Source organism: Niallia sp. NCCP-28 (assembly GCF_023168165.1).
Taxonomy (GTDB): Bacteria; Bacillota; Bacilli; order Bacillales; family Cytobacillaceae; genus Niallia.
In genome coordinates this window covers 82,814-107,724 of record NZ_BQYJ01000009.1, presented here as the reverse complement: position 1 = coordinate 107,724, position 24,911 = coordinate 82,814, and the positions used below count along the sequence as shown (strand labels likewise).

At 35.7% G+C, this 24,911-nt stretch carries 22 protein-coding genes and 1 pseudogene; 20 read left to right on the top strand and 3 right to left on the bottom strand.

The features are described 5' to 3' along the window. Nucleotides 1-31: 31 nt before the first annotated feature. From glmS to NCCP28_RS19740, 15 genes and pseudogenes are all read left to right on the top strand, one after another. Nucleotides 32-1,834 (top strand): glutamine--fructose-6-phosphate transaminase (isomerizing), encoded by a 1,803-nt coding sequence (gene glmS / locus NCCP28_RS19805; RefSeq protein WP_248562957.1) that lies wholly within the window; start codon nucleotides 32-34, stop codon nucleotides 1,832-1,834. 583 nt (nucleotides 1,835-2,417) lie between these two features. Beyond that, nucleotides 2,418-3,479: an iron-siderophore ABC transporter substrate-binding protein gene (locus NCCP28_RS19800; RefSeq protein ID WP_248562956.1), complete on the top strand. Its 1,062-nt coding sequence runs from the start codon at nucleotides 2,418-2,420 to the stop codon at nucleotides 3,477-3,479. Beyond that, nucleotides 3,472-4,512 carry a FecCD family ABC transporter permease gene (locus NCCP28_RS19795; RefSeq protein WP_248562972.1) on the top strand — a complete coding sequence of 347 codons (1,041 nt, stop codon included), beginning with the start codon at nucleotides 3,472-3,474 and terminating at the stop codon, nucleotides 4,510-4,512. The genes NCCP28_RS19800 and NCCP28_RS19795 overlap by 8 nt, the downstream gene beginning before the upstream one ends. Next, the gene (locus NCCP28_RS19790; RefSeq protein ID WP_248562955.1) at nucleotides 4,509-5,546 is read left to right on the top strand and encodes a FecCD family ABC transporter permease; all 1,038 of its coding nucleotides are present in this window, start codon (nucleotides 4,509-4,511) and stop codon (nucleotides 5,544-5,546) included. Before NCCP28_RS19795 ends, NCCP28_RS19790 begins: the two co-directional genes overlap by 4 nt. Further along, nucleotides 5,546-6,349 (top strand): ABC transporter ATP-binding protein, encoded by an 804-nt coding sequence (locus NCCP28_RS19785; protein ID WP_248562954.1) that lies wholly within the window; start codon nucleotides 5,546-5,548, stop codon nucleotides 6,347-6,349. The genes NCCP28_RS19790 and NCCP28_RS19785 overlap by 1 nt, the downstream gene beginning before the upstream one ends. A gap of 466 nt (nucleotides 6,350-6,815) precedes the next feature. Further along, nucleotides 6,816-7,187 carry an iron chaperone gene (locus NCCP28_RS19780; RefSeq protein ID WP_248562953.1) on the top strand — a complete coding sequence of 124 codons (372 nt, stop codon included), beginning with the start codon at nucleotides 6,816-6,818 and terminating at the stop codon, nucleotides 7,185-7,187. Nucleotides 7,188-7,198: 11 nt separating this feature from the next. Next, a pseudogene (locus NCCP28_RS23990) lies at nucleotides 7,199-7,357 on the top strand (GntR family transcriptional regulator); the annotation flags it as partial. A 180-nt stretch (nucleotides 7,358-7,537) separates the two neighbouring features. Continuing rightward, complete coding sequence (locus NCCP28_RS23910) at nucleotides 7,538-7,744, top strand: hypothetical protein (protein WP_375709432.1); 207 nt, start codon at nucleotides 7,538-7,540, stop codon at nucleotides 7,742-7,744. Nucleotides 7,745-7,934: 190 nt separating this feature from the next. Beyond that, nucleotides 7,935-9,281 (top strand): branched-chain amino acid transport system II carrier protein, encoded by a 1,347-nt coding sequence (brnQ, locus tag NCCP28_RS19770; RefSeq protein WP_248562952.1) that lies wholly within the window; start codon nucleotides 7,935-7,937, stop codon nucleotides 9,279-9,281. A gap of 402 nt (nucleotides 9,282-9,683) precedes the next feature. Then, entirely contained in the window at nucleotides 9,684-10,568 is an 885-nt protein-coding gene (locus NCCP28_RS19765; protein ID WP_248562951.1) for an SDR family oxidoreductase, read from the top strand. Between the two features lie 498 nt (nucleotides 10,569-11,066). Next, complete coding sequence (locus tag NCCP28_RS19760) at nucleotides 11,067-11,492, top strand: DMT family transporter (protein ID WP_248562950.1); 426 nt, start codon at nucleotides 11,067-11,069, stop codon at nucleotides 11,490-11,492. A gap of 24 nt (nucleotides 11,493-11,516) precedes the next feature. Continuing rightward, on the top strand, nucleotides 11,517-12,215 hold the full coding sequence (locus NCCP28_RS19755) for a Crp/Fnr family transcriptional regulator (protein ID WP_248562949.1): 699 nt from the start codon (nucleotides 11,517-11,519) through the stop codon (nucleotides 12,213-12,215). 23 nt (nucleotides 12,216-12,238) lie between these two features. Beyond that, nucleotides 12,239-12,718, top strand: coding sequence for a DMT family transporter (locus NCCP28_RS19750; protein WP_248562948.1), 480 nt, complete (start codon nucleotides 12,239-12,241; stop codon nucleotides 12,716-12,718). Nucleotides 12,719-12,994: 276 nt separating this feature from the next. After that, nucleotides 12,995-13,192, top strand: a complete 198-nt coding sequence (locus tag NCCP28_RS19745) for a hypothetical protein (RefSeq protein WP_248562947.1) — start codon at nucleotides 12,995-12,997, stop codon at nucleotides 13,190-13,192. Nucleotides 13,193-13,510: 318 nt separating this feature from the next. Beyond that, nucleotides 13,511-14,716, top strand: coding sequence for an MFS transporter (locus tag NCCP28_RS19740; protein WP_248562946.1), 1,206 nt, complete (start codon nucleotides 13,511-13,513; stop codon nucleotides 14,714-14,716). A gap of 313 nt (nucleotides 14,717-15,029) precedes the next feature. On the opposite strand, the gene NCCP28_RS19735 is transcribed toward NCCP28_RS19740, so the two are convergent. The 3 genes from NCCP28_RS19735 to NCCP28_RS19725 form a co-directional block, all read right to left on the bottom strand. Next, nucleotides 15,030-15,644, bottom strand: a complete 615-nt coding sequence (locus NCCP28_RS19735; RefSeq protein WP_248562945.1) for a cupin domain-containing protein — start codon at nucleotides 15,642-15,644, stop codon at nucleotides 15,030-15,032. A 323-nt stretch (nucleotides 15,645-15,967) separates the two neighbouring features. Beyond that, complete coding sequence (cysI, locus tag NCCP28_RS19730) at nucleotides 15,968-17,686, bottom strand: assimilatory sulfite reductase (NADPH) hemoprotein subunit (RefSeq protein WP_248562944.1); 1,719 nt, start codon at nucleotides 17,684-17,686, stop codon at nucleotides 15,968-15,970. Between the two features lie 24 nt (nucleotides 17,687-17,710). Continuing rightward, entirely contained in the window at nucleotides 17,711-19,537 is a 1,827-nt protein-coding gene (locus NCCP28_RS19725) for an assimilatory sulfite reductase (NADPH) flavoprotein subunit (protein ID WP_248562971.1), read from the bottom strand. A gap of 320 nt (nucleotides 19,538-19,857) precedes the next feature. Between NCCP28_RS19725 and NCCP28_RS19720 the strand changes: the two genes are divergently transcribed. The 5 genes from NCCP28_RS19720 to sat all read left to right on the top strand — a co-directional run bounded on the left by NCCP28_RS19720 (nucleotide 19,858) and on the right by sat (nucleotide 24,901). Beyond that, nucleotides 19,858-20,748 carry a LysR family transcriptional regulator gene (locus NCCP28_RS19720; RefSeq protein ID WP_248562943.1) on the top strand — a complete coding sequence of 297 codons (891 nt, stop codon included), beginning with the start codon at nucleotides 19,858-19,860 and terminating at the stop codon, nucleotides 20,746-20,748. A gap of 145 nt (nucleotides 20,749-20,893) precedes the next feature. Further along, nucleotides 20,894-21,478, top strand: coding sequence for an ECF transporter S component (locus NCCP28_RS19715; RefSeq protein ID WP_248562942.1), 585 nt, complete (start codon nucleotides 20,894-20,896; stop codon nucleotides 21,476-21,478). 405 nt (nucleotides 21,479-21,883) lie between these two features. Further along, complete coding sequence (locus tag NCCP28_RS19710) at nucleotides 21,884-22,591, top strand: phosphoadenylyl-sulfate reductase (RefSeq protein ID WP_248562970.1); 708 nt, start codon at nucleotides 21,884-21,886, stop codon at nucleotides 22,589-22,591. Nucleotides 22,592-22,607: 16 nt separating this feature from the next. Next, nucleotides 22,608-23,684, top strand: coding sequence for a sulfate permease (locus tag NCCP28_RS19705; RefSeq protein ID WP_248562941.1), 1,077 nt, complete (start codon nucleotides 22,608-22,610; stop codon nucleotides 23,682-23,684). A 68-nt stretch (nucleotides 23,685-23,752) separates the two neighbouring features. Then, nucleotides 23,753-24,901, top strand: a complete 1,149-nt coding sequence (gene sat / locus NCCP28_RS19700; protein WP_248562940.1) for a sulfate adenylyltransferase — start codon at nucleotides 23,753-23,755, stop codon at nucleotides 24,899-24,901. Nucleotides 24,902-24,911 lie beyond the last annotated feature (10 nt).

Here is a 24,911-nt window from a genome sequence, read left to right as displayed (position 1 = left end):
TCTTGCTCCCCTAGAACGGAGGAAAAGAAGAATGTGTGGAATAGTTGGATATATAGGAAATAATGATGCGAAAGAGATTTTGTTAAAAGGCTTAGAAAAGCTTGAATATAGAGGATATGATTCTGCTGGTATTGCAGTAAGCAATGAAGAAGGCGTACATGTATTTAAGGAAAAAGGCCGTATTGCTGATTTGCGCAAGATAGTGGATGACGAAGTTTTTGCACCAACTGGAATTGGCCATACACGCTGGGCAACACATGGTGTTCCAAGCCAAGTAAATGCACATCCACATAAAAGCGCATCAGGCCGCTTTACCATTGTGCATAATGGTGTAATTGAAAACTACGATTTATTGAAAAAGGAATATTTGCCAAATCAAGAATTAAAAAGTGATACGGATACAGAAGTAGTTGTACAATTAATTGAGCATTTTGTTGAAAATGGCATGAATATCAAAGCGGCATTTGTGCAAACATTAAAATTATTAAAAGGTTCTTATGCGATTGCTTTATTAGATGATCAAAATAAAGAGGTTATTTATGTAGCAAAAAATAAAAGTCCATTATTAGTTGGCTTGGGGGATAGCTTCAATGTTGTTGCAAGTGATGCAATGGCTATGCTGCAAGTTACTAATAAATATGTGGAACTGGTGGATAAAGAAATCGTTATTGTTGAAAAAAGTGGCATCAGTATTGAAACATTGGATGGAGAAGTTATTTCCCGGGAAGCATACACAGCAGAATTGGATGCTAGTGATATTGAAAAGGGAACATACCCTCATTATATGTTAAAAGAAATTGATGAACAGCCTTTGGCAATCCGCAAAATTATTCAAGAATATCAAGGTCAAGATGGCAAACTTACAATTGATTCAGCAATTGTAGAAGCGGTAAAAAATGCAGACCGATTGTATATTATTGCTGCGGGAACTAGTTATCATGCTGGACTTCTAGGCAAACAGTTTATTGAAAAATCAGCTAAAATTCCTGTAGAAGTACATGTTGCAAGCGAGTTTGGCTACAATATGCCATTGCTTTCAGAAAAACCGTTGTTTATCTTTATTACGCAAAGTGGAGAAACAGCTGACAGCAGAGCCGTGCTTGTGCATGTAAAGGAATTGGGCTATCCAACCCTTACGATTACAAATGTGCCTGGTTCCACTTTATCCCGTGAAGCAGATCATACGCTATTGCTGTATGCTGGCCCAGAAATTGCAGTTGCCTCAACTAAAGCATACACAGCGCAAATGGCTGTTCTTTCTATCCTTGCAGATGTAACAGCGAAAAGCAAAGGCTATGAGCCGGAATTTGATTTGATTCATGAGCTGGGAATTATTGCGAATGCAATGGAAGTTATCTTTGAAGAAAAAGAAGATATCGAAAAAATTGCATCAGAATATTTAGCGACAACACGCAATGCATTTTTTATTGGCCGCGGAATTGACTTCTATGTTGGCTTAGAAGGATCTTTAAAGTTAAAAGAAATCTCTTATATTCAAGCAGAAGGTTTTGCAGGTGGCGAATTAAAGCATGGCACAATTGCTTTAATTGAAGATGGAACACCTATTATCGCATTAGCAACACAAGAAAGTGTTAACTTAAGCATTCGCGGAAATGTGAAAGAAGTAGTTGCCCGTGGAGCAAACCCTTGCATCATTTCCATGAAGGGTCTGGAAATGGAAGGCGACCGCTTTATCGTTCCAGCAGTGCATGAAATGTTAACACCCCTTATCTCTGTAGTACCCTTGCAATTAATTGCCTACTACGCAGCACTTCATAGAGGCTGTGATGTAGATAAACCACGCAACTTGGCTAAGTCAGTTACAGTGGAATAAGCTATTTGGTTTAATATACAGTTTTTGTAGATTTGAAATAAAGTCGAGCAGCATTTCCCCTTTAGATAGGATTATCTAAAGGGTTTTTTTATATTCAAAAGAGTGAGAACAGCTAAATTTGATAAATGGATTAGTGAAGGTCAAGGGGGCAGGCATTGATATAGATTATACGCCTTGTCTGCATATTCAAGATGTCTCTTTGAAAGGTAGCTTAAGAGATTACTCTCCATTTATCTAATGGCTGACGGCGCAGCATTCCCCCTTTAATTCTGGATGTTCATTTTAAAAGGGCTTATAACTCGTTTAAAACTCATCAAACAAATCATGTGCCATATCCGACAGAGGAAAACATAATTTATTAGAAAATGCATCCTATTTTATCCGACAGATAACTTTATTAAAATAGCAGAAATAAGGAAGTTCTCTACATAGTTCTTCCCCAAAAATGCGTAAGAGCCATTCTTCGATCTTTATTGACAGAAAAATTAAAAACAAGTATTATATTTGAGAATGATAATCATTAGTTATTATAGTTATTCAGAATTAATTAAAACTATACTTTGTAACAAGAGAGGGCTTACATATGCGTAGAAAAAGAAAAATGTCATTTATGCTAATGTTACTATTTTCAGTTGTGGCAATCCTATCAATAGTAGGTTGTTCAAATCAGTCAGAATCTGATGAAACAAAATCTGCTTCTTCAAAAACAGATTCTAAAACAGCAAATTCCGAATATCCAATCAAAATTAAACATGCTTTAGGGGAAACAGTCATTGAAAGTAAACCAAAACGCGTAGTTACGATTCAATGGGGAAATCAGGATGTTGCTTTAGCTCTTAATGTTGTTCCTGTAGGTTTTTCAGCAGCCAATTTTGGTGTGCAAGATGATAGTGGTCTTTTACCATGGACAGCAGAAAAATTAAAGGAACTTGATGTAAAGAATCCTAATGTTTTCCATGATACAGATGGTCTTGATTTTGAAGCTATTTCAGATGCGAAACCAGATGTCATTCTTGCTGCTTACTCTGGTATCACACAAGAAGATTATGATACGCTTTCTAAAATTGCTCCTGTTGTTGCATATCCAAAAGCAGCTTGGGCAACAACATGGCGCGAACAAGTTGAATTGAGTGCAACAGGTATGGGCATGAAAAAAGAAGGCGAACAGCTAATTAAAGATACCGAAGATATGATAAAAGAAAAATTAAGCAAATATCCTCAAATCAAAGGAAAAAAAGTTGTTTGGGTGAATTTCTCAGCGAAAGATTTATCTAAGCTACATATTTATACACCAATTGATGCACGTGTTTCATTCTTAGGAGAATTAGGCTTGGAGTATCCAGAAAGTGTTACAGAACAAATTAAAGATCCTAACAGTTATTCTCTAGAATTAAGTGCTGAAAATGTTGAGGCTCTTTATGATGCTGATGTAATTGTTGGATATGGTGACGATGATTTATATAAAACCATTAAAGAAGATCCATTACTTGGAAAAATCCCTGCTGTTAAAAGAGGTTCAGTAGCATTTATCGCAAGTGATACACCTTTAGTTGCTGCGGGAACACCAACACCGCTTTCAATCGCCTATACGATTGATGATTACTTAGAGTTAATAGGCGGAGCTATTGATAAGATCGATGAGTAGTTTCTCTGCTTCAAAACATAAGCAACTAGAATTGCATATGCCAAGAAATTTTAATCTTATAATTATCATTTCTATTATTTTATTAATTGCATGTATAGTAGCCTCGCTTTCTTTAGGTGCTCGTGTAGTAAGTTTCCAGGAATTAATAGATGGTTTATTTAATCCGAATAAAGATTCCTATGGTGCAAATGTAGTACGTAAACGACTTTCACGAACCATTTTCAGCTTATTTTGCGGGGCGGCATTAGGCGTAGCTGGAGCATTGATGCAAGCTGTTACTCGAAATCCACTTGCGGACCCTAGCATACTAGGTGTTAATACTGGTTCTGCATTATTTGTCGTTTGCGGACTTGCATTCTGGAACATTAGTACGGCTAATCAATATATTTGGTTAGCATTAATAGGAGCAGCATTAACTGCGGCATTCGTATTTGGAATTGGTTCGATGGGAAGAGGTGGAGCTACGCCAATTAAATTAGTTTTAGCTGGAGCTGCTACAAGTGCAGCTCTTTCATCTCTTGTCACAGCTATTATGATTCCCAATTCTTACGCAATGGATCAATTCAGATTTTGGCAAGTAGGAAGCGTTGGTTCTGCCACTTGGAATTCAATCACAACATTTCTTCCTTTTTTAATTATTGGAATTTTGATAGCATTTATTACGGCTCCATCTCTTAATGCTCTTGCATTAGGAGATGAGGTTGCGTCAGGACTTGGTGTTTGCCCAGGGTTTTTACGACTTGGAGCGGCCGTTGGAGGTGTTGTCTTGTGTGGAGCAGCTACTGCATTAGCAGGTCCCATTGGATTTATTGGCCTTTTGTCTACACATCTGATGCGTCTTATTCTTGGTTCTGATTTGCGATTTGTAATCCCTATGTCCGCAATTGCAGGAGCTATTATTTTAACATTATCTGATGTACTGGGAAGACTCATTGCTAATCCTGGAGAACTTGAAGTTGGTGTAGTCACAGCGTTTATAGGTGCACCAATACTTATCATATTAGCTAAGAAATCGAAAGTGCGGTCATTATGAAAAATCAATCTGCTGAAGTTAAATTTATTATGACAGGCATGCGGCAAAGGCGTCGGCGTTGGGTACTTGTTACGTGCTTACTTACGATACTAGCTGGTATCCTTTGCTGTGCTATGCTTTTGCTGGGGAACACAATCTACCCTATTCAAGAGGTCATTCGATCACTTTCAGGGGAACAAATTGCAGGTGTTTCTTTTGCAGTAAATACAATACGTTTTCCAAGAATGTTAGCGGGGCTTTTTTCAGGTTTCGCTTTCGGTATTGCAGGATACATTTTTCAAACAATGTTGCGAAATCCACTTGCGAATCCAAACGTATTAGGCATTACATCTGGTTCAAGTGTTGCAGCTGTTGTATGTATCACTGTGTTTCATACAAGCAACACAATTGTTTCTATTGCTTCGATTATTGGGGGGCTTATTACCGTATTCGTTATGTATTTACTATCTCGAGGAAAATCTTTTTCAATTGGCCGATTAATTCTTATTGGAATAGGGATACAAGCTATGCTTGATGCGGCAATATCCTATCTTCTATTAGTTGGCGCACAACAAGATATTCCAGCAGCACTTAGATGGCTTAACGGTAGCCTCAATGGCTCTCAAATAGAAGAATTGCCTCCATTGATGATAACGGTTATAATCTTTACCCCCATTGTTATCCTATTAGGAAAAGATTTAAATATGTTAGAACTTGGTGAGCAAATGGCCTCTTCTCTTGGTGTTGCTACAGATAAGACAAGAATATTGCTTATTGTAAGTTCTGTCTTAATGATTGCCATTGCTACAGCTACAACGGGTCCGATTGCCTTTGTCTCTTTTCTTGCAGGACCAATTGCTAATAGATTAGCTGGTATTAGCTTCTCGAATATTCTGCCAGCAGGTCTTGTAGGTGCTAACTTAGTTTTAGTAGCAGATTTAATTGGACAATTTGCTTTTGAATATAGGTTCCCTGTAGGCATCATAACTGGATTACTTGGAGCACCATATTTAATCTTTTTATTAATCCGAATGAATCGAAAGGGAGAATTATAATGGAAACAACACATAGTTTTCGAGCCGAAAAGGTCATATCGGGATATGATAATAAAACGATTATACACGGTGTTGAACTTGAAATACCAAGCAATAAAATAAGCGTTATTATTGGAGCGAATGGCTGTGGGAAATCTACGCTTCTAAAAACGTTAGCCAAACTTATTAAACCTTCGTCTGGAGAAATCACGCTTGATGGAAAAGCAATTAGCAAAATTCCACCGAAGCAATTGGCTCGAATTCTAGGCATTTTACCTCAATCCCCGGTTGTTCCAGAAGGAATAACAGTAACAGATTTAATTGGCCGAGGAAGATTCCCTCACCAATCTTTACTAGGAGGATGGTCGAAAAAGGATTATGAAGCTGTTGCTGAGGCGATGGAAATTATGAATATCACTGAATTTGCAAATCATGATATTGATGAGCTGTCAGGCGGTCAAAGGCAACGTGTTTGGATTGCTATGGCGCTAGCGCAGCAAACGGATATTTTATTTCTTGATGAGCCGACAACTTTTCTCGATATCACTTATCAAGTGGAAATTTTAGATTTGCTGACAGACCTTAATCGAAAATACGGTACGACAATTGTTATGGTTCTTCATGATATCAATCTATCAGCGCGTTATGCAGATTATATTTTTGCACTTCAAAAAGGAAAACTTGTAGGGGAGGGAGAGCCATCAGATATTATTACAAGCACATTAGTAAAAGAGATTTTTGGACTTGATTGCATCGTGATTAATGACCCGATTTCAGCTACCCCTTTAGTGGTGCCAAAAGGCAGATATCACGTTAAAGCGTAGATTCTAAATACAATAATCTTAAAATCATCATAATTTTATGAATAAAAATCTTCAAGCTTGAAAGGGGGTATGAAAATACTTAACAACAAACTTGGAGTTTTTTTATGGGCATAAGATGTCGTTTTTAAATAAAGATATGCCATTTTGTATAAAGTCACAATGAAATACGGGGAAGAAAATTACAGAAATACTAATTCAATCCATCTTTTTATAAAAATCAAATCTATTCCAAAAATAAACCCACGTATTTTAATCATTTTTCTTTAAAAATGCGGGGGTTTTCTCTAATGTAAGATCAGCTTTCATAGCATTCTTTTAATCAAACTTTACTCCAAAGCAACATTTGTGTAGAGTTGAAATAAAGTTTAACCGTTTTGAAAAAAGATTAACTATTTTTAAAAAAAGTTGCACCGTTTCACCCTGTTGGATATGATTACACATAATTTTTATTTTAGGAGAGAATGATATGGAAGTTTTTGCAGAGTATTTAGCGCATATTGATAACCCGCAACATCGAGATCGAACGGAAGAAGTTTTAGCTTGGGTCACCAGGGAATTTACCAATTTAAAGCCAAAAATTGCGTGGAATCAGCCTATGTTTACCGATCATGGCACATTTATTATTGGTTTTAGCGTAGCGAAACATCATTTGGCTGTTGCTCCTGAAAGTGCAGGGATTATTCATTTTTCTGAGGAAATTGTGCAGGCTGGCTATGATCATACCAAACAGTTGGTACGTATCCAGTGGGATAGCCCAGTTAATTTCTCATTGCTTGAGAGAATGATTGAGTTTAATATTTTGGATAAGGCAGACTGTTCAACTTTTTGGCGGAAATAAAAAGAAGAATTATGGAAAAAGAATACTTCACTGATTCTTCCATTCCAGATGAAATTTCACTGGCTAAAGAATTTGCTTGCAGCCGAATGACCATGAAAAAGATTTTAGATGTACTTGTTATGGAAGGAGTGCTTTATCGTAAGCGGGGACACAGAACATTTATTGTAAAATAAAAAATAGAAAGCAAAATAGTTTTATACGAAGTGTTGATGAAGAACCCTATGTTTTGGAAGATACATATATGCCGAATGATTTAATCAGTGGCCTTACAGAGGAATCCTTCACTTTTCTATATACCAACAATTACTACTTTTGCAAAGGAAAACTATTTTACTGTTTATAAATAAGAAATAAAAGGAAGAAAGGACTTTTCACAAGTCCTTCCATTTCAGCTTATTAGCATCACTAAAGGGGAAGGGATTTTAAATGTTAATGATGAATTGTATCCAATACATAAAGGAACTCATTTTATTCTTCCAAGCAAGGTGAAGGAGTTTTCTATTGATGGAGATGTAACAGCAATTGTTTCACATCTGTCAAAGGTATTGGGTGAATAATTACTCTGTGAAAACACGATGAAAATTTTTACTTTTTCATCGTATTTTTTATGGGGAAATTAGCTATATATTGTTTTTTGAATTTAATATGTATTCAGAAAAACAATATATTAAAAAAATATATTGTATACATGCTCTTTTTTCTGTATTATCAAATTTATATGTCAATTTTGATAAGGAGTAGTAGACTATGCAGCAGAGAGTTTCTTTTTCAACGTATGCACTTATTGGAACCATGTTGTTTGGCATGTTTTTTGGTGCGGGCAATTTAATTTTTCCAATTCAGCTTGGCCAATTAGCAGGAACAAACTTTTGGTCTGCTTTAATTGGATTTTTAGTAACAGCAATTGGTCTTCCCTTTTTAGGAATACTTGCCATAGGATTATCAGGAAGCAACGGATTACGGGAACTATCTAATCGCGTGCATCCGGTATTTGGGTTAATATTTTCTTTGGGGCTTTATTTAACAATAGGACCTTTTTTTGCCATCCCTCGCACAGCTACAGTTCCATTTGTAGTGGGATTGCAGCCATTTGTATCAGCAGAGCATATTACTTTTATGCTTGCGGCTTTTAGTTTTGTTTTCTTTTTATTGGTATATTATTTTTCTCTTAACCCGGCAAAAATTATGGATTATATCGGCAAGTACTTAACACCAGCTTTCCTTGTCTTTTTATTTGTGTTGATTATTACGAGTATTATCAATCCAATGGGAAGTTTTAAAGAGCCAATTGGAGATTATGCAAATAACTCTTTTATGAATGGCTTTAAAGAGGGATACAATACGATGGACGCCCTTGCATCCCTCGCTTTTGGCATTGTGGTAATCAATGCTATAAAAAATCAAGGAATAACCAATGTCAAAGATATTGCAAAAACGACTTGGAAATCTGGGGTTTTTGCGATGCTTTTAATGATGATTATTTATGGGTTCATTACTTATATGGGAGCTGCAAGTGTACAGGCTATTGGTACATTTGATAATGGAGGGCTGATATTTGCAGCAGTAGCGAAACATTATTTCGGTTCCTTTGGCGGAATATTGCTTGCTATTATTATCGTGCTTGCTTGTTTAAAAACTAGTATTGGCTTAATCACATCCTGCAGTGAATTTTTTCATGAAGTATTTCCGAAAATTAGCTATAAGGGTTTTGTTTTTATCCTTTGTTTCGTTTCTTTCTTATTTGCTAATTTAGGTTTAGATAATATTATTCAATTCGCTGTTCCTGTTTTAATGTTTCTTTATCCATTAGCGATTGTTCTAATCTTTTTAGCATTAGGATCTCCGCTTTTTAAAGGAAAAAGAAGTGTTTATGCAACAGCTATGTTTTTCACATTTTTAGTAAGTATGCTTGATGGTTATCAAGCATTAATCGGCAGTATTCCAGCTGCAAAGCTTGCAATTTTTGATCAAATTGGAGCTTTCTATAAAAGTACGCTTCCATTCTATGAATTGGGGCTTGGCTGGATACTTCCAGCGATAATTGGTGTAGTGATAGGGTCTATGCTTAGCTTTAAGAAACGCTCTATAACATAATATAGCTAAATCACTGCCTCTTTAGTTTTTTGCTAAAGAGGCCATTTTTATCTCGCATTAACGGGCTTTTGACCCTTACCTTAAGATGATGAGAGAAAAGGAGAAATCTAGGTGGGGGAAAAACTGTCCGTAAAAGTCTGATTGGTTTATCTAACAATCAGTGGCAGATGAAAAACTCTCATTACAAATATGCTGGAAAAAGTAATGTTCCAGATAAGTCAGTAAATTTAACTTTCCCAGAATAATATACAATCTATAAAAGACTGCAGAAAAAATCTGATTTTTTTCTGCAGTCTTTTTTGGTTTATCAAAAATAGAAAGGGGAAAACAAAAAAAGAATCTTAAGTAAACAGAAAATGAGATCTAAATGAATGCCATTCTACTTACAAAAGGAGAGATAAAATGACTCAACCAAAAACTCCATTAACCCAGCATTATAGCGGGGAGTATCCTAAACAATATCAAGAACCCCCAGCTATTCAAGGAAAAATGGAGCCTGTCCCAGACTGTGGAGAAAAAACCTATAAAGGTACAGGCAAATTAAAAGGGAGAAAAGCGCTGATAACTGGCGGCGATTCAGGGATTGGACGTGCAGCAGCTATTGCTTATGCTAGAGAAGGAGCCGATATTGTTTTAAACTATTTGCCGGAAGAACAGCCAGATGCAGAAGAAGTAAAGCAATTAATTGAAGCAGAGGGTCGCAAGGCTGTGCTTATCCCTGGCGATTTAAGTGATGAGGCTTTTTGCAAAGACCTTGTAGACAAGGCGTATGCTGAACTGGATGGATTAGATGTGCTTGCACTAGTTGCCGGAAAACAGCAGGCGGTAGAAGATATTGCAGACCTTACAACAGAGCAGATTCGCAAAACATTTGAGGTAAATGTTTTTTCTTTATATTGGATAGTGAAAGCAGCTATGCCTTACTTACCAGAAGGGGCATCTATCATCACCACAACTTCTGTTCAAGGCTATAATCCAAGTCCTAATCTACTTGATTATGCAGCAACTAAATTTGCGATAACTGGATTTACGCGAGGATTGGCAAAACAAGTAGCTTCAAAAGGCATTCGGGTAAATTCTGTTGCTCCAGGACCTATTTGGACACCGCTGCAGATTTCTGGGGGACAACCTAGTGATGTTATTCCAACATTTGGACAAGAAACACCATTAAAGCGTGGCGGCCAGCCTGTGGAGCTATCAAGTGTGTATGTGTTCTTAGCTTCAACAGAATCTAGCTATGTAACAGCACAGGTGTATGGGGTTACTGGTGGAATAGAGTTAGCATAAAGCAGGATTTAGCCTTTCTGTTTTTGCTGTATCTTCAAGCTTTTTTATTGAATAGTTTCAGACTATTTTCAAACGCTCATTTTCCATTAGCCTGAACAGTTAGCAGAATAAATGTTGTCTATACTTTGAGGCATGTTTTAGTTTCTAAAACATGCCTTTTAATTTTGGATAAGTTAAATTGTATATTAATAATTGAATAAAATGGAAAAGGAACTTTCTATAACCACTATCTATCTGTTGTGGATTTTTTCTTTTAAATACATAGACCATACTTATAATACAAATAATTAGTAAAGCTATATTATTGAGATTAAAAAAGCTATTTACTATCACCTCCTTATTTTGCTGAAAAAATCATAACTTTTTATTTAATTGAAAAATTTGATAAGGTCCTTTAATAAAACCTTAATCTTAAATATGGTTTTAGGACATATGTCCTTTTCCATTTATAAGCCTTTATTATTTAATAGAAAAGAAGTCGGATTTGGAGAGTGTAAAATGAAGGGAAGTATATTTGCAGTATTAGGGGGAGCTTTTATTACTATTCAAGGTGTTGCCAACACAGCCATTAGTGAAAGTATTGGCACATGGCAAGCTGCAGCACTTACACAATTAACGGGATTTATTGCAGCATTATTAGTATTATTGGTTATAAAAGATGGCAAGTGGACGCAAATAAAGCGTGTAAAGCCATTGTACCTATTTGGCGGGACTTTTGCGGCTATCGTTATTTTTAGTAATGTAAAAGGAATACAGTTGATTGGAGTTACCCTTACCATTGCTGTTTTGTTAATTGCCCAGTTAGGCATCACATTTTTAGTGGATGGAAAAGGCTGGTTTGGCGTAAAGAAACAAAAAATGGCGTTACCTCAATTTTTAGGCATTGCTATGATGATAGCTGGTGTATTAATATTAAGCTTTTAAAAAATGGAACAATATGACCTTTAGGTGGGAAAAATGAAAAATAAGGAAATTATAAATAATTATTTAAGAAAATATAAAATAGAGTCGGTTTTTCCCGAGGAAGTGCAGCACTTATTATCTTTAGTTAGTTTTGTTGAAGGAGAAGTGATTTGTTCTCAAGGACAATTGGCTGAAAATTTATATATTTTAGTAGAAGGAAAAATTAAAGTATACACCACTTCAGCAGAAGGAAGAACATTAATCTTGTCCTTTAAAAACCCTGTTGAAATAATTGGAGATATTGAATATATAAGAGGGATTGATATTATTAATACGGTTGAGGCAGTTTCAGCTGTTTCAATGATTAGCATCTCGTATGTAGTGCTCAAAAAATACGCGAAAGATTATGCGCCGCTATTAAATTTTCTTCTTGATATCATTACAAAAAAGTTTCAGTTGAAAAATAGTTCTTTAACCTTTAATCTTTTTTATTCTGTTGAAGTAAGGCTGGCTAGTTATCTATTATCTGTCTCTTCACAAGAAACGGACTTCCCAGAGGAAGATAAGGGGAGCATTGTCTATATAAGAGATGCAGCAAATTTAATTGGCACAAGTTATCGTCATGTGAATCGTGTTATCCAAAAGTTTTTGGCAGATGGACTGATTGAAAGACAAAAAGGATTTATTTATGTGAAAAACCGAGAAGGGCTAAAACAAATAGCTGGAGATAATATATATGAATAAATAAAACATTAGGAGATATAAACATGATTATTGGAATAGTTTTATCCATAATTGCAGGTTCCCTTGTAGGTTTGCAAAATATCTTTAACAGTAAAGTAAATGAGCACACAGGCTCTTGGACAACAACAACTATCGTTTTGGGCATGGGCTTTTTAGCTTCTTTCACAATTGGTTTTATAGCAGAAGGAAAGCAGCTGTTTTCTTTAGAAAATATGCAAGTATGGTATTGGTTCAGCGGATTAATTGGAGTAGGCGTTGTTACATGTGTAACAAAAGGAGTTAGGCTTTTAGGACCAACTTATGCTATATCTATTGTTTTAATTTCACAGTTAGCATTTGCTTTGCTGCTAGATTCAATGGGATGGATGGGATTAGAGAAAGTTCCCTTTACTTCTAAGCAATTAGTTGGTGTCCTTATTTTAGCTGGAGGAGTCTTTTTGTTCAAATTTGGAGGCAATGGTGCCTTTATTTTTGCCAAAAAACGAACAGAGCAATCTGAGTGAAAGAGCATCCCTATAGATATAAAAAATGAGGAAATTTTAAAATTCTACTTTGGGAGGAACGGAAATCCGCCTAATTATTTTTGGCGATGCAGGCAGCCTATTTGTTGAACCTTATAAAAAGGTTTGGCTTGCTGCCGTATTAGCCAGCATTTTTTCACATTGACGCATAAGAATCATTATGGTAAAATTTGATTAATTAATCAAATAAAAAAATGAATGATCAATTATAATGGAATCTAATTATTGGGGAAAAGAAAGGAAGCAGGTGACAAATAGATGAAATGGTTAGAAAAACTTTTAAATTGGATGTTAGTGATAGGATTACTATTATTGGCAGGAAGAATAATTACGGCAGTATGCATGTTTTTTAACGTTTCCTTTACAAGTTTTTTTAAAGATTATAGTATTATTTCAATTATTATTTTGCTTATTGGTTTATTAGGTACACAAGTGATGAAAACTAATAAGCAATAATTGTTGAAAAACCATTATTTTACTATTTTTTCTGCACCATTACTTGAAATGTATAAAAAAACATTGTATGATGAGACTACACAAAATGAAAGGGTGACCATGGGGCGATGATCTACTAATCTTGTTTTAAAAATACATTCGAAAAAAATCGAAGTCATTTTTGAATAGGATTAGTCTATACTTTCTTAGAAAAAAGGTAATCATAACCCTACTGCTGTTTTGCATTGGGCCCTTTTTAAGCGGTTTGAGAAATCCTATCCAATTATGACGGATAGGATTTTTTATTGTCTAATAAAGAGAGAAAAAGGGGAGAAACCTATGACAAAAGAACAAAAAAGAAAACTGTTCATATTAATGATTAATATGTTTATTGCGATAGGCAGCTTTGGGATTGTTATTCCCATTTTGCCCCAGTATTTAATGTCTATCAATCAAGGGGGAACAGCAGCTGGGCTAATGGTGGCTATTTTTGCCGGTGCTCAGCTAGTGTTTTCTCCCATAGCTGGGAAGTGGACCGATCAATATGGACGCAGAAAAATGATTATTTACGGTTTGGCTGGATTAACAGCTTCCATGTTTATCTTTTATATATTTGATAATATTTGGTGGCTTTATGTTTCGCGAGTTGTTGGCGGTGTGGGAGCCGCTTTATTAGTCCCTGCAATATTTGCATATGTGGCTGATATTACAACAATTGATCAAAGAGCAAGGGGGAATAGTCTTGTGTCGGCAGCTATGTCATTAGGCATAGTAATTGGCCCAGGCATAGGCGGTTTTTTAACAAAGTTTGGATTGAAGGCCCCTTTTTTAATTTCAGCTTTGGTATCCTTAGTTGCGGTTATCTTTTCTATTATTATCTTAGAAGAAAGCCAAAAGGCAGGAGCTCAAGGAGGAACGCATGCACTAGATAATGAGTCTATGGCAAAAAAGATGGTGCGTTCTGTTAAAATGCCTTATTTTATCCCACTTGTCATTACACTTGTGATGAGTTTTGGATTAATGGCATATGAATCAGTTTTAGGTCTTTTTGTAGATAATCAATATGGAGCAACACCTCAAGAAATTGCTGTAATGATTACCGCAACCGGAATCATTAGTGTTATTGTTCAGCTTTTTGTGGTAGATCGAATTGTTGGGCGTATTGGTGAAGCAAATGTTTTAATATTATTTTTGGGAGTTGCAGCTGTTGGCTTTATGCTGTCATTATTGGCATCAAGTTATGGAGTGTTTTTTGGTGTCACTCTTTTAATATTTCTTGCAACATCTATTCTTAGGCCAGTGCTTAACACACTTATTTCGAAGCTTGCAGATAATGAACAAGGCTTTGCGATGGGGATGAATAATGCCTATATGAGTATCGGGAATGTTCTTGGTCCTTTGCTTGCCGGCATCATTTATGATGTGAATATTATGTATCCTTTTGTCTTGGGGCTTGTTCTGATTACATTAACATTGTTTGGATCAATTGCTTGGCAAAAACGAATGTCTAAAAAGAATCAGAAAATCAATATAGCAGAATCATAATATAAGGTAGAAATAGTAATAGATTATCTTAGATTTGTTTTTCTTATCGTTAGCAAATAAAAGGAATTATGCTGGGAGTTATAGCATAATTCCTTTTATTGTGGATTTATTTAAAAATGAGCCTATTTTAATTCTTCCTAAAATCGCTGTTTGCTCATTTCCCTTATAAAATCATTGGCAAAAGCTGCTTTTTACTTTCCGAAGCTTATCATTATCTCTAATAAAAGGCTCAAGTTGATTTTTTTGTTTTCGTTTTTTTTCATAAAATTCCTTTTGTTTTATATAAATTTATTTATGAAAGGGCAGATAATCTTTAATTATTAGGTTGGGAGTAATAAGAAGTTTGATATGGATGCACAGGCTGATATGTCATTGGATGCTGGTTATAATAGCTTCTTCTAGTCTGGTCACACCCGGCAGGAGGTCCTAAAATGACGGAATCATAAATAGGTTCAACTGCTTTTTTATAATAATTCTCTTGTATACAATAAGCCCTATTTAGAACATCTGCAGGTATAAAACGTAGAAAGTCTGATCCATATACAATATCCGGTGTGGGCTGATCAAAGATAGTGAGGATATGGGTATTGTTTTGAAGTGCGATAATCCAGTGAAACCATCCCTTTGGAAATTGAGATACTTGCCCTGGTTTGAGATGGTAAGTAAGCAATTTTTGTGTAAATGGATTGAAGACAGATGTTAGTGCTTCGCCACTGATTACAAATACTAGCTCTGTAACATTTGTGTGCCAATGAGGCTGAATAATAATGCCTTGGCTTAAATGAACATTAAAAAAACCCGTTTGAATATTTGGAAGTTGTTCGGAAAAAAGTTGAGTGATATAGTTGTTTGAATCCCGTTTATAATTAACCACTTTAGTGGAATCACCAAAAAGTTGATAAGATGGGGATTGCTTATCGTGTTTCATGCTGTCTCCTCCTTATAAATAAGTTGAAATAGAAAACTAAAGCAATAAAAAATGCTGGATAGTCGTTTCATGGTAAATATACACAGGATAAGTTTGGACTATGATTAAAAGGAAGGAGAACTGTTAGTTAATTTTGGGAAAAATAGGAGCTCGAAATGAACAATTAGACTTTTACTGTCCAGCAATGGAGGATAAATGACAAGTTAATGAGTAAATATGTTTAAGCTTAAATGAGAGTAAGATGTTTGTTATTGTTAGACTAAAAAACCTCCCTTTGTGGAGTGGACCACTCTACAAAGGGAGGCTTGAGGAGTTTTTATTAATTAATCATGAAAATTAGTACCATCAGTAACGGCTTTAACAACACCTGCGCGGATAACAAAATCTCCAAAGTGTTCACCTTCAAGACGTTCTTTTGCGAAGCGAGGAAGAAGAGCGCGCAATTCATTTAGAATGTCTTCTTCGCCAACATTTTCTCTGTAAAGTTTGCTTAAGCGGCTGCCGTCATATGCAGCGCCTAGATACATATTATATTTCCCAGGAGATTTTCCGATAAAAGCAATTTCTCCGAGGGCATGGCGCGCGCATCCGTTTGGACAGCCTGTCATGCGAATAGTAATTTCTTCATCACGAAGACCATTCTCATTAACAATCTCTTCAATTTTTGTGATTAATGTTGGCAAGTATCTTTCAGCTTCTGCCATTGCTAAACCGCAAGTTGGAAGAGAAGCACAAGCGATAGAGCTGCGGCGAAGCGCTGAATGGTGTTGACCATCTGTTAGGCCATATTGATCCATTAAATCACTAATTTTTTTCTTTTTCTGGCTGGAAATATTGGCGATTACTAAGTTTTGATTACCTGTTAAGCGGAAGTCGCCGTTATGGATTTTTGCAATTTCACGTAAGCCTGTTTTTAATTGATAGCCTTTGTAGTCAGCAACACGGCCGCCTTCAACAAATAATGTGAAGTGCCATTTTCCATTAATTCCTTTTATCCAGCCGTAGCGATCTGTATTATGTTCAAATTTATAAGATTTAGCTTCTTCTAGTTTCCAGCCTAAACGATTTTCTAATTCTTCTACTACATTTTCTAAACCTAGGCGGTCAACTGTGTATTTAAAACGAGCATTTTTACGAACTGAACGATTACCATAGTCTCGTTGAATGGTAATGACTTTTTCAGCTAATTCCAATATCTTATCTGGTGTACAGAATCCGATTACTTTAGCTAATTGAGGATAGGTAGCTTTATCCCCATGTGTCATTCCCATTCCTCCTCCAATTGCCACATTGAATCCGATAAGTTTGTCTTCTTCAACAATTGCAATAAGACCTAAATCTTGAGAGAAAACATCGATATCATTGGCTGGAGGTAAAGCGATGCCGATTTTGAATTTTCTTGGTAAATAAAGAGGTCCATACATTGGTTCTACTTCTTCTTGTTCAGGAGTAGAAAGAACTTTTTCTTCATCTAGCCATAATTCATGATACGCTCTTGTGCGCGGCAACAAATAATCACTTAATTTTTTAGACCATTCAAAAACCTCTGCATGCAACTGAGATTGATATGGATTTGGATTGCACATAACATTGCGGTTTACGTCTCCGCATGCTGCGATAGTATCTAAAAGAGAAGCATGAATTTCTTGAATAGTTTTTTTCATATTCCATTTAAGGATTCCATGCATTTGGAATGCTTGTCTTGTTGATAGTTTTAATGTTTGGTTTCCGTACTTTTCAGCCAGCGCATCCATAACCAGCCATTGCTCAGGTGTTGAGACACCTCCTGGCGTACGTACGCGCAGCATAAACTGGTAGGCAGGTTCTAACTTTTGTTTTTGGCGCTCGTTGCGCAAGTCTCTATCATCTTGCAAATAGCTGCCATGGAATTTCATTAGGCGATTATCGTCTTCTGAGATGCCGGAGCTAAGGGGTTCAAGCATCGACTCGTGTAATGTTCCGCGAAGGTAGTTGCTCTCCTCTTTAATGCGCTCTACATCACTTGGCGATCCTTCTGGTGCTTTTAATATTGGGTTAACCATTTGAAAAACTCCTTTCGGTAGAAATCAGTAAACATCTCGCTGATAACGTTTTGTCTGCTGCATGGAGGCAATGTATTCTTCTGCTTTTTCTCTGCTTAAGTTGCCTTCTTTTTCAACAATATCAATAAGGGTTTTATGAACATCGTGGGCCATATGTTTTTCATCTCCACAGATGTAAACAACTGCTCCTTCTTCTAGCCAACTAAATAATTCTTTACTATTTTCAAGCATACGGTGTTGAACGTATACTTTTTTCTCACTATCACGTGAAAAAGCAACATCCATTTTTGTCAGAACATCATCTTTGATAAGGTTTTGCCATTCTGTTTGATAAAGGAAGTCAGTAACAAAATGTTGATCACCAAAGAATAACCATGATTTTCCTTGTGCGCCTAGTTCTTCTCTTTCTTGCATAAACGCGCGGAATGGTGCAATACCTGTGCCAGGTCCGACCATAATGATTGGTGTCTCTGGATTTTCAGGAAGCTTAAAGTTTTGGTTATGCTGAATATAGATTGGCAATGTGTCTCCTGGCTGAAGGCGATCAGCACAAAGAATGGAGCAAACTCCTTCTCTATCTCTGTTATTTGATTCGTAGCGCACAGCTCCTATCGTTAAATGCACTTCATCTGGATTAGCCGAATAACTGCTTGCAATTGAATAAAGACGTGCTGGTATTTTTCTAAGAATATTGACAAAGTCTTGTGCAGAGGCGCTAAAAGTTCCAAAGTCTTGCACTAAATCGAGCAGGTCCCGACCATAGATATATGCTTTAAGCTTATCAACGTTTTCCGTAGAAACAAGTTCTAAAAGCTCTTTATTGCTTGATAGCTTTGCAGCTTGCTCAAGCAAAGGTTTTGTTAAAACAGTTATTTCAAAATTAGAGATAAGCGCATCTCTTAGTGAACGAACATCTCCTTGTTTATTAACTGTTACAATCTCTTCAGGAGAAAAGTTTAATGCTTCTAAAAGTATGTCCACAAGGTTAGGATTATTTTCCGGATAAATGCCAAGCGCATCTCCAGGCTGATAAGTTAAATTAGATCCCTCAAGGGATAATTCAATATGAAGAGTTTGTTTATCAGAACCTCTGCCATTTAAATTAATAATATCAAGAACTTCTGCTTTAAACGGATTAGTTCTTGAATATACCGATTCAGCAGCAGGAGCACTGCTTTCATTTGTTTGCAAACCTGGATTCTCAACTGTTGCTACGCTAAGTTGAGCCAGTACATCATTAAACCATTCTTCGCTTGGCTCATCATAATCTAGATCACAATCTACACGATTCGTTATTCGAGTAGCGCCAAGTTCTTCTAAACGCTGATCAAATTCCTTTCCTGTTTCACAGAAGAATTCGTAGGAACTGTCTCCTAAAGATAAAACGGAAAAGTTAAGCTCATCTAGTTTTGGAGCACGTTTGCCATGCAGGAATTCATGAAAAGTTATCGCATTGTCAGGTGGATCTCCTTCTCCATGTGTGCTGACAACAATAAGTAGATTTTTAATCTTTTTCAAATTATTTGGTTTAAAGTCATTCATGGAAGAGACGGTTACATTAAAACCTTTTTCTGTTAAAGCTTTTCCTTTACTTTCAGCAATGCCTTGTGCAGTGCCTGTTTGTGATCCATAAAGGATAGTAATTTCTTTAGAGATTGCTTTTGCGTTAGCCTCATTAGCTTGAGAGCTTGCCGTTGCCTGTGTTTCGTTTTCTGCTACCATTGAGCTTTGTGCTGCTGTTAGATAGCCGCTTAGCCAAATTTTTTGTGTTGCTGTTAAATTTGGAAGCAATTGATTGAGTAGTTCAACTTGTTCTTGATTAAATGGACTGTTTGTTACTTGAAGCTGCAACATGATCACCTCACAAAAGATATAGACAATATAAGCATCTTATCCCGCAACTTGCAGGAGCAAAGCAAATAAGAACATTAATAGTTAAATAAAGAAACGTCCGATTTTTCTCAACATTTATTTTATAATGAAAATGGGAATATGTCATTAATATTTTAATTAATCCAATCAGACAAATCGGAATTAAAGGTCTTAAAAAATAAGTTTCTTTATTATAAAAAAATTATTATTATAATGTACTTTACTGGAAGAATTAGAATTAGTAAAATACATATAATTTATCATAACTATAAAAAAAATTAATAGTTAGGGGAGATAGTATGCAATACGATGCTTTGAAAACATTTGTCACTCTTGTTGAAGTGAAAAATTTCACAAAAACAGCAGAAAAACTCCTTATGTCTCAGCCAAGTGTAAGCTTACATATTAAAAACCTAGAAAGAGATTTCCAAACAAAGTTATTCGAACGCTCCCCTAAGTCATTAAAAATTACTCCAACTGGTGAGCTGTTATACGACTGTGCACTGCAAATGATTTCTATTTATGAACAAACACGGCAAAGTATTTTAGAACATCATCATTCTATTAAGGGAGAATTAAAGATTGGAGCAAGCTTTACTATTGGGGAATATATTTTGCCAACAATATTATTGGATCTGCAGAATAAATATCCAAGTTTAAAGTTAGAGGTAGTAATTGGTAATACAGAAGAAATTGTTCAATTAGTTCGTCTTTTTCAAGTTGATATTGGATTAATTGAAGGACAGACGAATGAAAAAGATTTATCTGTGCATGCTTTTATGGAAGACGAGTTATTTATGGTTTCCTCTAACTGTCATAGATTGGCCAAGAAGGGGAAAGTGGAGATATCCGATTTGCAAAATGAGTATTGGATAACACGAGAGGTTGGTTCTGGAACTAGAGAATATTTAGATCATGTTCTAAGGTCCAATGGTTTAAAGGCAAAATCATTTCTGACTATCAGCAGCAACCAAGGGATTAAAGAAACCCTTATAAGGGGAAAAGGGCTCTCCCTTTTATCTCATAGTGTTATTGAAAGGGATGTTCAACAAAAAAGCCTTTCCATTGTAAAGCTGAAAAACCAATCATTTATTCGCACACTGTCTTATGTGTATTCCCCGATCATGAAGGATAAAAAGAATGTGAAAATATTTATAGAAGCATTATCCGAAGTGTATACAAATAAATGAGAAATGAATAATTAGCAAGGGAGAAAAATTTTTCTGACTTCATTTTCTATTTATAGTAGAATAACAATGGTAATTTTTAATAACGGCTTCATTTATGAAACAAAATCAATTAATTTATGATGGCCTTAGCAAAAGGAGTATCCAGATGAAAAAAAAGAATAAAACTTTTCGCCTTGCTTTATTAGGAATGTTTTCAGCAATTATCGTTCTGCAAACAACAATCCCGCTTCTTGGTTTGATTCCAATTGGACCACTTAGTTTAACAGTGATTCAAGTTACTGTTATTATTGCAGCTATTGTATTAGGTCCTCGTGACGGAGCAATTATTGGAGGAGTATGGGGAATTATTACTTTTGTACGAGCCTATACTTTTCCAACAAGCCCTATTGCGCCTATTATTTTTACAAATCCATTTATTTCTGTTTTGCCGCGCATATTAATAGGTATAGTAGCAGGATATATTTACCACAAGGCGCTGAAAAGTAAAATGAACGATACAGGAGCTATGAGCATTGCCGGGGTAGCCGGGTCATTAACGAACACTGTGCTAGTATTAGGACTAATTTATTTATTTTACCGCAAACCATACGCTAACTATATGGAAATGGATGTTAGCCAGCTATTGCCAGCCTTGCTTGGTATTGTTGGAACAAATGGTGTGACAGAAGCAATCCTTTCAGGTATACTTGTTCCAATTATCGCAAAACCATTATTAAAAACACGAAAATAGCAGTTCCATTAAAAAAAGTAATTTCCGCTTAAAAACAGGAAATTTTTTCATGTGTTTTTCATAAGCTACTTTATATAGAATAAAAAATAGGAGATCTTCTCTTATTTTTTAATCAAATCAATTCCGACTAAACAACTAGTAAAACTTATTGACAATAATAGCAATTGTGATAAAATTTAGAAAAAACAATGCTTTTCAAGAGCGACACAGGAAATTGGCCCTATGGCCTCCAACAGCTTGTAAATGATGCAGGGTGCTAAAATTAACAAATGTTTATCTTTCCAAGTCGGGAAGTTTTTTTTATGATTCAGCATGAGGGACAAATTGCTTGTAATAAAAGAGCAATGTTATTATGTCAAATAGTAGTTTTTTGATAAAGGAAGGGAGCATTGTAAATTGGGGCAAATATTAACATATGAAACTATCGATGATTTGAAAGAAATTCCTTTTTCAATAGATAATGACACAAAAGGTGCACTAGAAGTAATAAAATGGGCATATGACACGTATGGCGATCAAATAGTTTATGCATGCAGCTTTGGAATTGAAGGTATTGTGCTAATAGATTTAATATCTAAAGTAAAAAAGGATGCCAAGATTGTCTTTTTAGATACAGATGTTCATTTTCAAGAAACATATGAATTAATTGACAAAGTAAAAGATAAGTATCCAGATCTGCAAATAGAAATGAAAAAACCAGAATTAACACTGGAAGAACAAGCAGAACAATATGGGGATGAGCTTTGGAAAACAGCTCCAAATAAATGTTGTGAAATTCGCAAAGTCACTCCATTAAATGAGGTTCTTTCAGGATCGATTGCTTGGCTTTCTGGTTTGAGAAGAGAACAGTCTGAAACAAGAAAAAATACACAGTTTATCAATAAAGACAATAAATTCAAATCTGTTAAAGTCTGCCCGCTTATTCATTGGACGTGGAAAGATGTATGGAGATATGCCCATAAACAACAGTTGGATTACAATGTATTGCATGACAGAGGGTATCCGAGCATTGGCTGCAAAACATGTACACAAGCGGCCATTAATATGGATGATTTAAGATCAGGAAGATGGTCTGGCAAAGGGAAAACAGAATGTGGTCTACATTTACAATGATTCGAGGACTTGAAAAATGATCTTAATCTTAGCAGGCATCATGTCACTATTTTTTGCAATGAATATCGGAGCTAGCGGCGCTGCGGCGAGTATGGGAGTAGCATACGGATCCGGCGCCATCCCAAATAAAAGAATAGCACTTCTTATTTGTGCAATAGCTATCTTTTTAGGTGCTGTAATAGGGGGAAGTGAAGTAGTTAAAACAATTGGAGAGGGATTAATTCCTAGTTCTCTTTTAAATGCAGAAATTGTTTTGATTATATTATCCTCTGCTGCGATAGCATTATTTATAGCAAATTTAATGGGAATTCCTCTTTCTACTAGTGAAATAACGGTAGGAAGTGTAGTTGGGGTAGGAGTTGCCTACAAAAGCCTTTTTGCAGGGCACATTTTATGGATAGTTCTGTTTTGGCTGCTCGTTCCTTTAGTTGCATTTGGAATAGCTTTTTTTGCAGGCAAACTGATGAATAAGTATGAGCAAAAACTAAAATGGCTTCAAGTTGGCAAAAATGAAAAATATTTATCTGTTTTTGTCATAATTGTTGGTTTTCTTGAGGCATTTTCTGCCGGCATGAATAACGTAGCAAATGCTATTGGCCCGTTAGTTGGGGCAGAATTAATTCCTATTAAGACAGGAATAATTGTTGGCGGGTTTTTTATTGCCATTGGTGCTTTTCTTTTAGGTGGAAGAGTATTGCAGACAAACGGAAAAAAAATCGTCCGTTTCAGCAAATTAGAAGGCGGCGTTATTTCTGGAACTGGATCAACTCTTGTTATCATCTCTTCCATATATGGATTGCCAGTACCTTTAACACAAGTTACGAGTACGGCTATTATGGGAATTGGCGTAGCAAAGAATGGGATAGGCATGTTGAAAAAACAAGTGATTAACCGTATATTAAAAGTATGGGTTGTTTCTCCAGTATTATCTCTAGTTATTTCTTATGGGCTAGTGCAGCTATTTATTGAATCAGATTTCTTTAATGTATTTATACTACTTAGTGTAGTAGTAGCTACGTTAGGTTTAATCAGTTTAGTGAAATCAATTAGAGAAGACAGCAGATCCGTGTATGAAGAAGGTGGCGGAATCTAATCAATTTCGACTGTAATTCATAGTAAAACACTATAAATACTTAATAATAATAAATGAGGTGTAGAGAAATGGCATTGAGCAAACCACATGGCGGTACATTAATTAATTTATGGGAACCTGAATATAAGTTTAACGGTTCAGAAAAAGAATTGGAAATCGATGTAATAGCACTTAGTGATTTGGAACTGATTGGGAATGGCGCTTATAGCCCATTAACAGGATTTTTAACAAGAAAAGACTATGAATCCGTTGTGGAAAACATGCGTTTAGCAGATGGGACAGTTTGGAGTATTCCCATTACATTGCCTGTTACGGAAGAAAGCATAAAAGGAATTGAAACAAAGGATACAGTAAAGCTTACATTTAATGGTGAAGTTTATGGTGTCCTTCAAGTAGAAGATATTTATGTGCCTGATAAAATTACAGAAGCTACTTCTGTTTATAGAACAGATGATATGGAACACCCTGGGGTAAAGAAAATGTTTGAAAGAGGAAATGTTTATCTTGGTGGTTCTATTAAATTAACTAAAAAAGTGGAGAAAACAGAATTCACTAGCTACTATTTAGATCCACAAGAAACAAGAGCTGTTTTTCAAGAAAAAGGCTGGAAAACAGTGGTTGGTTTTCAGACAAGAAACCCTGTTCACCGCGCACATGAATATATCCAAAAAAGTGCTTTAGAAATAGTAGATGGCTTATTTTTAAATCCTCTTGTTGGAGAAACAAAATCAGATGATATTCCAGCAGATGTACGTATGGAAAGCTATCAAGTATTGCTGAAAAATTATTATCCAGAAGATCGTGTATTCTTGGCAGTATTCCCTGCTGCAATGAGATATGCTGGACCAAGAGAAGCAATTTTTCATGCTATGGTAAGAAAAAATTATGGCTGTACTCACTTTATTGTTGGTCGTGACCATGCTGGAGTAGGAAACTATTATGGCACATATGATGCACAAAAAATATTTGACAACTTTACAGCAGAAGAGTTAGGGATTAATTTATTATTCTTTGAACATAGCTTCTATTGCAAAAAATGTGAGAACATGGCATCAACAAAAACATGTCCACATGGCAGTGAACATCATGAAATACTATCTGGCACTAAAGTTCGTCAATTATTAAGAGCTGGAGAAATTCCACCAAGCACATTTAGCCGCAAAGAAGTCGTTGAAGTATTAATCAAAGGATTGAAAAACCAACAAGTTCATTCTTAAAAGCAATGGG